The following is a 14,235-nucleotide window of genomic DNA, read 5'->3' as shown; positions in this document are numbered from 1 at the left end:
ACTTAGGTAAAGCAGGGACAGATGTTGCGATTAACAATGCGACTTTGGCCGTAACGGCTAATGCCACCGTTGCCCGCAAATTAGCTTTAACGGGTGCTACGGCGACCATTAACACAGCGACAGACACCACAAGCAGTATTACGGACATCATCAGTGGCACAGGCCAGTTAGTTAAAACAGGTGCAGGTAGCTTAAGCTTAACAGGTACTAACAGCTATGAGGGCGGCACGGTTGTAAATGGTGGTACTGTCACTATTAGTAGCGATGCTAACTTAGGTAAAGCAGGGACAGATGTTGCGATTAACAATGCGACTTTGGCCGTAACAGATACTGTTGTTCTTACGCATAGTGTTAGCGTGGCAAATACTGCAACGATTGATATTGCCAATTTTAATAGTTCTCTAATGAGTGCTGTTAGTGGTTTAGGTACTTTAAACAAAGCAGGTACTGGTACGTTAAGCTTAAACGGCACCAACACCTTCGTTGGCAGCTTAAATGTTCAAGCTGGCAAAGTGGCGATCAACAACGCCAACAGCTTAGGAGCCAACAACAACAGCGTCAGCTTAGCGGACAACACCAGCTTGATCACCAGTGCTGCAGTCACGGCACAACAAGCGATTGTGATTGCTGAAAATGGTAAAGTCACGCTGGACAGCATGGATAAGGACAGCAGCTTAAATGGCGTGATCAGTGGTACAAATGCCACGATCAGCAAAGCAGGCAGTGGCACTTTAAGCTTAAACGGCACCAACACCTTCGTGGGCAGCTTAAATGTTCAATCTGGCAAAGTGGCGATTAACAACGCCAACAGCTTAGGTGCGAACAGCAACAGCGTCAGCTTAGCGAACAACACCAGCTTAAGCACGACCGCTGCGGTGACTGCCCAACAAGCCGTTGCCGCGACAGGCAATGTGACGATTGACACGATGGCCAATGACAGCACCTTAAGTGGGGTGGTGAGTGGCAATGCGGCAATCAGCAAAGCAGGCACAGGAAAATTAACCTTAGCTGGTGCTAATACGGTTGTAGGTGATATCACTGTTAATGCGGGTTCATTAGCGTTAGCAAATGCACAAGCTTTAGGGGCTACCTCTAATAAAGTTGTTTTAAATCAAGCAGCATTAATTGCCGCAATTAACAATTTGACAGTCAATAATCAAATTGAGATTAACAATTCTGCAACCATTGATACAGGCGTTAATACGCTTAATATCAATAGTGCTATTTCGGGTGGCACTTTAAGCAAGACTGGAAGTGGTACATTAGTTCTGACTGGTACAAATACTCAAAATGCTACCGTAGTAAATCAAGGGAAATTACAAGTTGCTAACAATAGTGCTTTAGGTGCAACTGATGCTAATGTTACTTTAAATGGTGCAACTTTTGAGTCATCGGGTACTCAAACGTATGCGCGTAATTTTGTATTAGGTAACACAGGTGGTGTCTTTAATACATTACAGTCCACCACAGTCACTTTGAGTAACACAGTAAGTGGTGATGGTGCGTTAACTAAAACAGGTACAGGCACTTTAGTATTAGCGGGAGCAAATGCGTATAAAGGTTCAACTAACGTTTCTGCTGGTAAATTGGTGGTTAGCCAAGCTAATAACTTAGGTCAAACAACAAATATTAATTTAGGTACAGCAACATTAGAAACCAAAGCGGACATGTCATTGCAAAATGTTGTGTTATCTGGAGTTGGTACAATCTTGACCGATAACAAGTTAACAATTGCAGGTGTTGTGTCTGGAGCAGGTGGATTAGTAAAACAAGGTTCAGGTAGCTTGGAACTATCTTCTGAAAACACATATTCAGGTGGTACAACTTTAGAAGCTGGTACATTAACATTGGCAAATAGTAAGAGTATTGGTACTGGCAACTTAGTGGTTAAATCTGGTCAAGTTGTTTTAAAAGATGGTTTTGTTAGCACTCAAGCCCTCATTCAAAATGCAGAGAGTTCGAGCGATATTACAGGGAAAGGTACTTTTAGTAATGCTGAAGTAAACAGCGGTATGTTAACCATTAATGGCGACATTACAACCACAACCAATACAACTATTAAGAATAATAGTACCTTATTTGTTAATGGTAGCTTATCTAGCCTTAATACAATAATTGATAATGGTACCTTGTTTATTAACGGTAGTTTAACCAGTCCAATTACAGTCGGCTCAAGAGCTAAATTAGCTGGTCGAGGTACTATAACTGGTAATGTTGCGGTTAATGGTTTGTTATCACCTGGTAACTCACCAGCCATTTTAACAATTAATGGTGATGTTGACCAAAAAGAGGGTTCTTCTTTACTGGTTGAAATTGATGGAGCAACAGCAGGTAGTGGTGCAGGTCATCATGATCAAGTCGTAAGTAGTGGTAATTATAATATTGCAGCAAGTAACACTGTCTTAGAAGCGAAGCTAAGAGGAATTACTGGCGATGCAACTAACAGCTTCGTGCCAAGTATTGGCCAGTCTTTTGATGTAGTAAAAGCAAAAGCAGTTAATGGAGCATTTGCAACTTATAAACAACCTACTGAGGGCTTAGCCGCTGGTACTCGTTTGGATATTGGTTATACTGCTAATAGCATTCGCTTATATGTGACACCTGTAAGTTATACTTCTGTCGTATCTGGTGAGAATGCAACGGGTGCTGCCAAATTCTTAGATCAAATTTTAGCTGTGCGTGATTCAAACCCAGCAAGTTTGTTAGGAGCAAGTGATGTTGCTCAAATTTATAATGCAATATTGCCTGCAAATAGCCAGCAGTTACAAACAGCGATGATTAATATGAGTCCTGCTTTATACGCTGAGTCAGCACAAAGCGTCTTGGCTTTACAGCAAAAACTCCATAATAGTCAGACCATTAGTGAAACTTTTAAACAAGGTGGTTTAGCCTTACGTGGATTCCAACAAGATACTGATGTTGATAGTGATGGAAACGGCTTGGCGGCAACACGTAGTATTTCAGGTGTACAGCTATCCGTTGATAGCGAACCCTATGCCAATGATTGGCAAATGGGAGCTGCTGTTTCTATTGTCAACAAGGCAGATGTTGAATCTAATAGTTCTGCACTGAAGTTATCAGGTCATGACGTGGCATTGACTGTACGTAAAAAAGTTTCTGATTGGATGTTGGGTGCAACCGTTGATATGGGTAACTATACATTTGATACTAATCGTAATATCAATATTGTAGGTACACAGTTTAAGACCAATCAGCAAGACGTGAAGACAAGCAGTTATGGTGTAGGTGTTCAAGCAAGCCGCAATTATGGTTCATGGACATTGGCAACTGGTTTACGCTATAACAACGTGAAACAAGATGGTTTTGTTGAACAAGGTAATAGCCTTTTAGCTCTCAAAGTGGCTGATGTTGAACAAGATCAAGTTGTGGCAATGTTAGGTGGTGCATGGCAAAACACTTGGAAAACTCAAATGTGGAACATCGTACCTAAGTTAGGTTTAGACTTAGAACAAGTTGTTGCAGGTGATACTGCACAAGCTAAAGCGATGCTGGGTGCTGGCCAAGTAACAGCTACTGCTTCGGATGCAGGTAAAACTTTATTTAGAGCAGGTCTAGGTGTTAACTTTGTTAATAAAGACGGTATTACAATTGGTGTAGATGCCTCTACTGAACAAGCGGATAATTTATCAGCAAATACAGGTCGATTAACATTTAGCAAATCGTTCTAACATTTAGCAGTCTATAAAATTAAGGCCGACTCTTTGTCATTTGGTGTTAAAACCAAATTAACATTAGTCGGCCTTTGTTATCCTGAGCAATAAAAAAATGTCAGAAGAAGTTTTAATTAATATTACGCCAATGGAGTGTCGAGTAGCATTAGTCGAAAATGGGATTGTTCAAGAATTATTTGTTGAAAGAACAGCTAAGCGAGGTCTAGTCAGTAATATTTATAAAGGTAAGGTAGTGCGTGTTTTACCGGGTATGCAGGCTGCCTTTGTAGAAATTGGTTTATCTAGAACAGCCTTTTTGCATGCAAATGATATTGTCCATCTAAAAAAAGAATTAATGCTAGAGCCGCCCCCGATAACCGATTTAATACATGAAGGTCAAATGGTGACGGTACAAGTCATCAAAGATATGCTCGGTAGTAAAGGTGCTCGTTTAACAACAGACTTATCTATTCCTTCACGTTATTTAGTGTATATGCCATTTGGTGAACATATTGGTATTTCTCAACGTATTGAGTCTGAGGAAGAGAGAGAACGTTTAAAAGCTTTGATTCGTCAAATTAGAGATGAACACAGTGATAGTTTAAAAGGAGGTGTGATTGTTAGAACGGCAGCAGAGGGAATTTCTGAAGAAGAGCTGCGTCAAGATATGGCTTATTTGATTAAGTTATGGCAGCACATCAATGATAAAAAACAAAAAGTGCAAAATCCAACACTTATTTATGAAGAGTTACCGCTATATCAACGTATTGTTCGTGATTTAGTGATTCAAAATATTAGTAAAATTTATGTGGATTCACGCGAAAATTTTGGTAAGTTAGTTGATTTTGTTAAAGAATTTGTGCCAAATGCCGAAGAAAAGTTAGAGCATTATCCTGGTGAACGACCATTATTTGAATTGTATAACATTGAAGATGATTTGCAAAAAGCCTTATCACGCAAAGTCGCTTTAAAATCAGGTGGATATTTGATTATTGATCAAACTGAAGCGATGACAACAGTTGATGTGAATACGGGGTCTTTTGTTGGTTCTAGAACTTTGGAAGATACGGTGTTTAAAACCAATTTAGAAGCGACACATGCTATTGCTCGTCAACTTCGGCTGCGGAATTTGGGTGGGATTATTATTATCGATTTTATCGATATGCAAGAAGAAGAGCATAAAAGCCAAGTTTTAAAAGCCTTTGAAAAAATGTTAGCTCGTGACCATGCAAAAACCAAAATCACTCAAGTATCTGAGTTAGGTTTGGTGGAGATGACCCGTAAGCGTACCCGTGAATCTTTAGAGCATTTATTGTGTGAAGTTTGCCCAACATGTCAGGGGCGAGGTTCTATTAAAACAGCAGAGACAGTATGTTTTGAGATTTTTCGTGAAATATTACGTGAAGCAAGAGCATACGATGCAGCAAATGGTTATATGGTCATCGCCAACCAAAAAATTATTGATAGACTACTCTCGGAAGAGTCTGCGGCAGTGGCAGATTTGGAACTATTTATTGCTAAGCCGATTCGTTTTCAGGTAGAAAGTTTATATACCCAAGAGCAATATGACATTGTCTTGTTGTAGAGAAACATGACTGATGTATTTTGCCAAAATTAGCGCGTTTTTTGAACTAATAATCGTTGAAGGCGATTTTTTGCTGAGAAAATAAGCGATAACTGCATTAGTCCTAAGAAGGTGTAGATAATTGTTATTAAGGTCTTCTAAGCCACGTTGGCAACGCAGTCAGCATTGGTTTAATAAGTTAAGCAAAGGCATGATTTATATCATTTCAGGCTTAACCATGACGACTTTAATCATCAAAGGTACATTTGTGTATTTGGAAAGTCATCAGCAAGTTATAGAGCAGCAACTCTCGGCGGCGATGACCACTACAGTGAAGATTGGTGAGTTTAATGCCCAATGGACAGGCATAGAACCAGAATTACGTTTATCAAATATTCGAATTTATCATCCACAAAATCCCCATCAAGAAATTTTGGTTATACCTAAAATTACCTTAGAAATAGCGGTTTGGCGTACTATCAGAGAAGCTGATTTGCGTTTGGATGGAATCATTGAAGGTTTAGATTTACATATTACAGAGTTTGAGCAAGGTGCATGGGCATTAGAGGAATTATTAGCTTTAGGTGAATCGCGTCCTGAAGTGAGAAAACGTAGTTTAACGTGGGCTTTGCAACAAGCAGAATGGCAAGTCACTAAAAGTCAAGTTATGCTTAAACCGTGGGGTAAGCCGATCTTAAATCTAAGCAATTTAAATATTCGTAATCAAAATAATAATGAATTTCATGGTTTTAGATTAAATGCACAATTAAATCAGCAACCTATTAAACTATTTGCCAATATTTGGGCAAAGGATTTATTTGATGTCAAAACGTGGCGTATGCAAAATTATGTCAATTTACCTACGATGTCATGGTTAGCTTGGTTAGATCAGTCACTATTACCAAATAATTTACAAATAACTGAAGTGTTGGCTGGGGGCGAATATTGGTTAGAGACAAAAAATAATCAAATAAAACATATAGCAGCTAAACCTAATATTGTTTCACTTAAATTAAGTTATCAACAACAAGTCATAGATGTAGAAAATCTAACAGGTAATCTTGTTTGGCAGCAGTTGGCTAATCAGTCGTGGCAAGCTAATACCGATAATATTGTTGGTAAAATTAATCAAATAAATTGGCCGTTAAAACAAAGTATTGTGCAAAAGGCTCCATCAACAATAAATATAGTTGCCAATCATATTGAATTAAAACCCTTGGCCTTAATCGCACAAACAGTGCCACAATTGCCATTAAACATAAAACAATGGTTGGGTGAAGCTAAACCTTCAGGTCAAATAGATCATTTAAGTTTACAACTCGATCAACAACAAAATATTCAACAAGCAGCGGCAAGCTTTAAACAATTAGCAATATTAGCAACGTCAAAAACCATAGGTATTAATCGTGCGCAAGGATGGTTAACCCATCAACAGGGCAAAGGATATGCTCAACTGAGTATTGAACAAGGTGGTATTGATTTAAAACCTATTTATCGACAGCCAACACCATTAAATCATTTACAGGCAGCACTTCGTTGGCAAGAACTTCCCGAAGCGTGGCTTGTTGAAAGCAATAAAATAACCTTAAAAAATCCAGATGCGCATGGGGATGCTACTTTACGTTTATGGATACCTAAAGCTGATCCATCTGCAACAGAAATGACACTTCTAGCAAGTATATATGATGGAAATTTGGCTAGTGTTTATCGTTATGTACCGTGGCCATCGGCAGGTGATGACACCTTAACATGGTTAAAATCAGCATTAGTTGCAGGCAATATTGAGCGTGGTGATTTTTTATATGAAGGCGTATTGATTGATAAACCAACACGTCGTCCTAGTAATATGCAAATGCGTTTTTGGGTAAACGATGGTCAATTGGCTTATGCCACTGATTGGCCGTGGTTAAATCAATTAAATGCACAAATAGATATTTACAATCGAAAACTCACTATACAAGCTAAAAATAGTCAAATTTATCAAAGTATCGCGCGTGAAATTTATGCTGAAATACCTGATTTAAGTCAGCCACATTTGCGTATTAAAGCAGATATTGATACTACTGGCGAAGATATAATGAGGTTATTAAGCGAAACACCGCTTAAAGAGGAAACTGGTCACTTTGCACAAATGGTGGGTGTCAAAGGTGAAGTTGCAGGCAATTTAGAATTAAATTTTCCATTGGCCAGCGATCATTTGTCCAAAGAAATGACTGTGGACGTAATGGCCGAATTAGTGGGTAATCCAATTATTTTGAAACAAGCACCAGAGTTTGATTTATGGTTAAGTGGAGGGGTGAATTATAAAACGGGATTTGGTTTAAATAGTTTGCCATTACAAGGGTTTTTTCTGAGCCAACCTGTGAATGTTAGTCTGCAAAGTGTCCTAGATGTAGGTAATGTTGCCGCTATTCAAGTGAAAGCAACGGGTCAACTTGCCCCTACCAATTTAAAACCTTGGTTAGGTGATTTAACGAGGTCGATGCAAGGTTTAACTCAATATAAAACGACCTTAACCGTTCCTGTAAGTGATGATCCTGTGCATATTGTCATTGATAGTGATTTGTTGGGTTGGCAGATTGATTTGCCAGAACCTTTTGCTAAACAAGCTAACAAAACACAAGCGGCACATTACGAAATGGAGCTACATTCTGAACAAAAACAATCCGCTTATTTGATGTGGGGGGAATCCTTACAATCAGCATTTGAAGTTGAAAACTCGGCCATTAAGCGTATGTTATTGTTGTTAGGGGAAACTTGGACAGGTGAGCTTCCTCCTCAAGGTTTGTGGGTCAAAGGACGTTTGAGTCATGTCAATATTGACGATTGGTTACCTTGGTGGCGACCTGCAAGCCACAATAAAACACCCGAAAAAGTTGCCGCTGTGTTTCCAGAGTTGGTCAGTTTTAATGTGGAAGTAGATAAGCTTGCTTATTTGGGATATGTGTTAAAAAATGCACGAGTTGGCTATGAGCCTTTAGATGAGGCAACGCGATTTCAACTAACTAGTAATGACTTAAATGCCGAGTTAATTTGGCCAACTAATCATAAAAATCAAAACGCTAAATTTAATATTCAACAAATTAATTTGCCGTTTATTGCTGATGAATTAACTCGTAAAACACCAAAAAGTATCAAAATCAGTGATGATTGGCAGATTCCCAATATCGATATTAATATCAAAAATATTCGACTCAAATCGCGTCCACATTTTGCCAATAGTCAAATTACGGCACAATTAAATCCTACAGCTAAAGGTTTACGTTTAGCCAATATCAATGTCAATAATCCTAAGTTTAATATGGAAGGGACTTTAGATTGGCGTTGGCGTGGTCAAGAAAGTACGAGTTATAGTGGCCAAATTAATATTGCCAATGTCGGGGATTTGTTTACGGCATTTGGTGAAGAGCCAAGAATTACCAGTCAACAAGCGAAGTCGCAACTCAATTTACGTTGGGCAGGTAGCCCAAGAGATTTACATCTTAATAATTTAAATGGTGAATTATTAGTTATTTTAGATAAAGGTAGAATTCTCAATCTAAATCGTACCTTATCAGTGTCTCGGCTATTAGGCGTATTAGATAGCGATAACTTTAAACGTCGACTACAGTTTGATTTTTCTGATGTGACGCAAAAAGGTTTAGCCTACGATAAAATTCGTTTTGATGCCAATATTCTCAATGGCTTAATGGAGAATGAATTAGACTTTAGCAGTCCATCTTTACAAGCACATGGTGAAGGGGCAGTTGATTTGGCTAAAAGTAAGATTGATGAGCGAATTACTATTTCTGCACCTTTGGCGAGTGCTGTCCCGTATGCTGCTGCTTTGGTTGCAGGGCCTGTGGTGGGTGGTGCTTTAGTCGCTGCCGAAGCTGCACTAGATGAACCAATTAGCAAAATGACAACATTACATTATCAAGTACAAGGAAGTTGGCAAGACCCAAAAGTACAGCGAGTACACAATCCTGATTTACCTTGGCGTAAATGGTTTAAGAAAAAAACGAGAAAATAAATGACTAAATGTATAGTTGCGGCATTACAAATGCAAAGCCAAGATAATTTGGAGGACAATTTACGACAAGCTGCACAATTAATGGAGCAAGCTCAACAAGCTGGTGTACAGTTAGTCGTTCTACCCGAAAACTTTGCAATGTTTGCTGCAGGTAAACAATCAGAAACTGCTCAAAACTTAGCTAAAATTCAACAATGGTTGAGTCAACAAGCACAACAACAGCAAATGTGGATTGTCGCAGGTAGCATTCCTTGTGCAACGAGGCCAGATGGCACGCCTGTTGCTGATAATAAAGTCAGAGCAAGCTGTTTGATTTATAGTCCACAAGGACAATTATTTGGCCGTTACGATAAAATACATTTATTTGATGCCAATGTTGCCGATCAACAAGCGAGTTATCAAGAGTCAGCAACCTTTGAAGCGGGTTCGGAGGTAGTTATTGTCGAAACGCCTTTTGCTAAAATTGGCATTAGTATTTGTTATGATTTGCGTTTTCCTCTGTTGTATCAAGCCCTAAGAGATAAAGGTGCTGAGATTATAGTGGTACCAGCGGCTTTTACCGCCTTGACAGGTGAAGCACATTGGCAAGTTTTATTAAGAGCACGAGCCATTGAGACTCAATGTTTTGTTATTGGAGCAGGGCAAAGTGGCTGGCACAGTGCAACCCGACAAACGTGGGGGCATTCACAAGTTATTGATCCGTGGGGTAAGGTATTAGCAGAACAACAGCAGACAGGCAGCGGATTGATTGTTGCTGTGTGTGATTTAAGCGAATTACATCTTATTCGTCAGCAAATGCCTATTTTGCGACATAGACGACTATTTTAAATACGCAAGCTAGCGTAAGATTGTGACATTAAGTGACACAGATTGTCAGTATTTATCGTCATTATTCGATGAATAGTACAAGCGAATTATGTACTAATAGACATAACAAGCAGCTACGAATTGATGTATAATATTTTAAGTATTTGAATGTTTTACGCTTTAATTACAGTTAAGGTGGGGTAAAACTGTTTAAAGTTGCTGTGTATTGTTGTGTGGTTACCGCATCAAAATGGAGAACAATAATGAGTGAGAGTTTAGCTGATTATTTAGGACAAGTGCCCATTTTTTCTAACCTCACCTTGCCCGAATTACAAACTATCGAAAAATATATGTTTTTTAACAAAGTAGAAGTGGGTGAGTTTGTATTTAAAGAAGGTGAAAAGGGCGACTATGTCTGTTTTGTAATGCATGGTGCTTTAGATGTGATTAAATTAAATCAACATGCTAAACCTGTGGTAATTACCACCTTAGCCAAAGGCAGCTCAATTGGTGAAATGGCATTAATTGATAAGTTAACTCGTTCCGCATCAGTACGAGCTTGTACAACCTCGGGTTTAATTGTTTTAACGCGCAAAGGTTTTGAGATGATTTTAAAATTACATCCCGAAATTGGCATTAAAATCTTAAAAGGAATTGCGTCATTATTAAGTATCAATTTGCGTAAAACCTCCGATAAATTAGCTGAGTTTATGCCGCCTTTAGCATAATATTTTAGAAGTTTTTTAAAGGCAGCGTAAGCTGCCTTTATTTTTTAGTGTGTGCTTATGTCTGAAAATTCTATTAGTGATCTATTGTTAGCTGTTGAGCAAGCTTTTCAAGATCATCAACTCATCAAATTAGTATTGAGTAAATATGCAGGTAGTGAAACCAATTTACAACGTATTGATATTAAAATGGTGAATTTACGCGAAACCTTGCAGTTATCATTTTTATATCACTACAAAACGCAAGATGTGACTAAAAACTATAGTTGGATAGAGGCAAAATCTATCTTAACTGAGTTTTTAGATGGACAGTTTAAACAAGCTAATTTGTTGACTACACAACAAGAATGGCAATTATTAGTTAGTAAAAAAGGCAAGTTATCATTAACAGTCAAAAAACAAACACAAGCCACTTCTAAAAATTTACCAGTAGAACATAACCGTCAAAAGCACCGTTATTTGAGTTTAGAGCGAGCTTTTTGGCCATTTTTAGGGATTACCGATCAGCAGAGACAATTAATTCCTGCTATGTCTCGTAAATGGTCACAAATTAATAAATTTATCGAAATTTTTGATAATGCAATTAGTGAGGCTAAATTAGATTTAACACAAGCCTTAAATGTTGTCGATTTTGGTTCTGGTAAGGGCTATTTGACGTTTGCGGTGTATGATTATTTGCGTGAGAATTATCTAAATCAAGCAACAGTAACGGGGGTAGAGCTGCGTGATAACTTGGTTGCCTTGTGTAATAAAGCCGTAAATGCCTGTGATTTGCAAGGTTTGCAATTTTATCAAGGGGATGTGCGTAGTTATCAACCAGAACGTTTGGATGTGATGATTGCTTTACATGCTTGTGATATTGCAACCGATTATGCCATTCATACAGGCATTAGATTGCAAGCCAAAGTCATTATGTGTGCGCCGTGCTGCCATAAGCAATTAAGACCACAAATGTTGTGTCCAACGATTCTCAAGCCTTTATTGCAACATGGTGTACATTTAGGTCAAGAAGCTGAAATGATTACTGATGGCTTACGCGCTTTATTATTAGAAGCGGAAGGTTATCAAACGCAAGTTTTTGAATTTGTTTCTTTGGAACATACCAGTAAAAATAAAATGATCTTAGCCATTAAAAAGTCTATTAGTCCTCAAAAAAAAGCAGAGATACTGACACAAATTGCCGAAATTAAAAAATTTTATGGCATTAAAGAGCAATGTTTAGAACATTTATTGTGTGGTTAAATACCCTTCGACTTTGCTCAGGGACAGAGTCGTGGTGGTTGAGCGGTGGTCACTGAGCGCAGCCGAAGTGAGTCTAAACCACTAATTATTTTATATCAAAACTGATGCCTGCTTTTTGTAGGCGATTAATTAATACATGTCCCATTGCTTCAGCAGGTGTCACAATACCAAAATGTGCAGGTAAAGCATCTTTATCTAATAATAAACATAAGGCACTTTCGGCTAGCATTTTAGCGGTCTCATCATAACCAGGATCACCACCACTGACTAAAGTGTGTAGTGTGACATTTTGTTGTTGGGGTGTTTCAACTGAGGCACAAAATTCAACATTAAACCAATGTGTGCTGCGATCTTCGGGGGTTGGGCCTGTGCCTGAAGGGCGTTGTTTGGCAAGCCAAGTTCGACCTTTTTCTAGTTGAGCTAAAGTAAAAATACCTGCAACTGCGGCGGCAGTCATGGCTAAACGGTGTAATTGAGGTACAACACCAAAATGAGCATAACTAAATTTTTGTCCATAATGACTGTAGCGTCGCGCACTTTGAACTACAATTGCGGGGTCAATGGTAGGCAATGGTGCAGCCCAGCCATCTTTAAGTTTGCGTAGTGTCGGTTTTTCAATTAATCGAATATCGCGTCCTTGATAGTGTTGTTTGTATTGAGCTTGTCGTTGTTTAACAAAGTTTTGCCAATCAGGCATAGCACTTATAGCGGAGTTCCAAGTGCCACCTGAAATGTCTCCATGACCACGAACAAATCCTTCTACACTGACTGATGATTGCGCTAAAACATCGTGACCTAGTTTTTGTGCAAGTGCATTGAGTGTGAATAAAACACCTAAGTCATGGGGGATACTATCAAATCCACAACAATGAACAATTTTAACTTTGGCTTTAGTTGCATCGGCTGCATATTTTTCTTGCATTTTATAAACGAATTGTGGCTCACCTGTTAAATCAACATAATCACATTGTTGAGTAATACAAGCTGCAACTAAATCTTCACCATGTACAGCATAAGGACCAACGGTACTAATGACAGTACGTGTTTGTGAGCATAATTGTTTAAGACTGGCCATGTTATGGCTATCTGCCACAAATAAATCGGGCATCGGTGCATTAGGATTATCCGCTAATAACACTTCACGGATATGTTGAAGTTTTTCTGCGTTACGACCTGCTAAGGCAAGTTTAATTTGTGGGGCGTGTTTAATTAAATAATCAGCAGTTAACTGGCCTGTAAAGCCCGTTGCTCCTAATAGGATAATGTCATAAGGACGATGGTTACGATTCATAATAGTCATTTATTGTCTAAGAGAGGAGTGCTAAATGACTAATTTTAACGGTAAATCACTTAAAATAAAAACTTTGCACCAACACTAAACTCACTTTCTGGTAAAGAAATATGTTGTTGTAAGTATTGGCCATAGCTACTGTAGATTTTTAATGCACGATTAATGCGCCAATCGACACGTGATTGTATAAAAGCTTGTTCAGGTGCATTGTGGTAAGGTTCGGTTTGGTTGTTATACGATAAACTGATTTTTAATGTCGGGTGTGCCTGCCATGTAATACTAGTTGAAGCAAAAGCATAGTCTTTATTTTGATTGGGGTTATTTCCTCCAACCCATAAGTAGCCTGCTTGGGCATTGAGTGAGAGCATGTTATAGCTAAAAGTAGTTGCAATAGAAGCACTGGTTTCTAAGCTATCAGAACCTAAACCTAAGTTGGCATCCCCATTATCAAACTTATAATCAAGTCCTATATTATGTTGCCAGTTTTGTCGAAAGAATACATAACTTAATCCGATGCTAGCATCTGCAAGTCCTTCTTGTTGTTGAAATTGTTTAGTGTTGATCGTTTGTGGGGGGATACGACGAATAACTCTACCCGTGCTGGTGCGTGCATAAATAGTTTGGCTACTTTGAGTGGTGTTTTCTCGCGCTTCAAAAGGGAGTTCAGCATAAAACAACCAATTATCTATGAGTAACCAAGGTTGCAAACCCAAGCGATAACTTTTACTCGTTGCATTATTATAATTTTGCTGCTGATATTTGCCGTCTAAGTCAACGCCCAAATCGACATCATGGTCATTTGCATATAAAGATGATGATAATAATATAAGTATTGTTAGACTTGTGATTTTTAACATTATTATTCTCTTTTAGGACTTACGCGGTTATCGCTTATTTGTTCGCTAAATAAGCGTTTTCAATGA

General features: G+C 38.5%; 8 protein-coding genes. 6 read left to right on the top strand and 2 right to left on the bottom strand.

Annotated features, from left to right (window positions below; all coding sequences use genetic code 11):
* The 6 genes from Q0212_RS04495 to Q0212_RS04470 form a co-directional block, all read left to right on the top strand.
* Nucleotides 1-3,689, top strand: a 3,689-nt coding sequence (locus Q0212_RS04495) for an autotransporter-associated beta strand repeat-containing protein (protein WP_297922837.1), incomplete at its 5' end; no start/stop codon positions are given.
* Between the two features lie 97 nt (nucleotides 3,690-3,786).
* Nucleotides 3,787-5,256 carry a ribonuclease G gene (gene rng, locus Q0212_RS04490; RefSeq protein ID WP_297922834.1) on the top strand — a complete coding sequence of 490 codons (1,470 nt, stop codon included), beginning with the start codon at nucleotides 3,787-3,789 and terminating at the stop codon, nucleotides 5,254-5,256.
* A gap of 121 nt (nucleotides 5,257-5,377) precedes the next feature.
* The gene (locus tag Q0212_RS04485) at nucleotides 5,378-9,247 is read left to right on the top strand and encodes a YhdP family protein (protein WP_297922831.1); all 3,870 of its coding nucleotides are present in this window, start codon (nucleotides 5,378-5,380) and stop codon (nucleotides 9,245-9,247) included.
* A complete protein-coding gene (locus Q0212_RS04480; protein ID WP_297922828.1) occupies nucleotides 9,248-10,075 on the top strand; it encodes a carbon-nitrogen hydrolase family protein in 828 nt (275 codons plus the stop codon).
* A gap of 242 nt (nucleotides 10,076-10,317) precedes the next feature.
* The gene (locus Q0212_RS04475) at nucleotides 10,318-10,782 is read left to right on the top strand and encodes a cyclic nucleotide-binding domain-containing protein (RefSeq protein ID WP_297922825.1); all 465 of its coding nucleotides are present in this window, start codon (nucleotides 10,318-10,320) and stop codon (nucleotides 10,780-10,782) included.
* Nucleotides 10,783-10,839: 57 nt separating this feature from the next.
* On the top strand, nucleotides 10,840-12,021 hold the full coding sequence (locus Q0212_RS04470) for an SAM-dependent methyltransferase (protein ID WP_297922822.1): 1,182 nt from the start codon (nucleotides 10,840-10,842) through the stop codon (nucleotides 12,019-12,021).
* An 85-nt stretch (nucleotides 12,022-12,106) separates the two neighbouring features.
* On the opposite strand, the gene Q0212_RS04465 is transcribed toward Q0212_RS04470, so the two are convergent.
* Both Q0212_RS04465 and Q0212_RS04460 read right to left on the bottom strand, forming a co-directional pair.
* On the bottom strand, nucleotides 12,107-13,321 hold the full coding sequence (locus Q0212_RS04465; RefSeq protein WP_297922819.1) for a saccharopine dehydrogenase NADP-binding domain-containing protein: 1,215 nt from the start codon (nucleotides 13,319-13,321) through the stop codon (nucleotides 12,107-12,109).
* Between the two features lie 50 nt (nucleotides 13,322-13,371).
* Nucleotides 13,372-14,169, bottom strand: coding sequence for a hypothetical protein (locus tag Q0212_RS04460; RefSeq protein ID WP_297922816.1), 798 nt, complete (start codon nucleotides 14,167-14,169; stop codon nucleotides 13,372-13,374).
* Nucleotides 14,170-14,235: the final 66 nt, after the last annotated feature.

The sequence above is a fragment of the uncultured Agitococcus sp. genome (assembly GCF_937920075.1).
Taxonomy (GTDB): Bacteria; Pseudomonadota; Gammaproteobacteria; order Pseudomonadales; family Moraxellaceae; genus Agitococcus.
The sequence above is the reverse complement of the archived record's forward strand: the minus strand, read 5'-3'. Positions and strand labels throughout refer to the sequence as shown.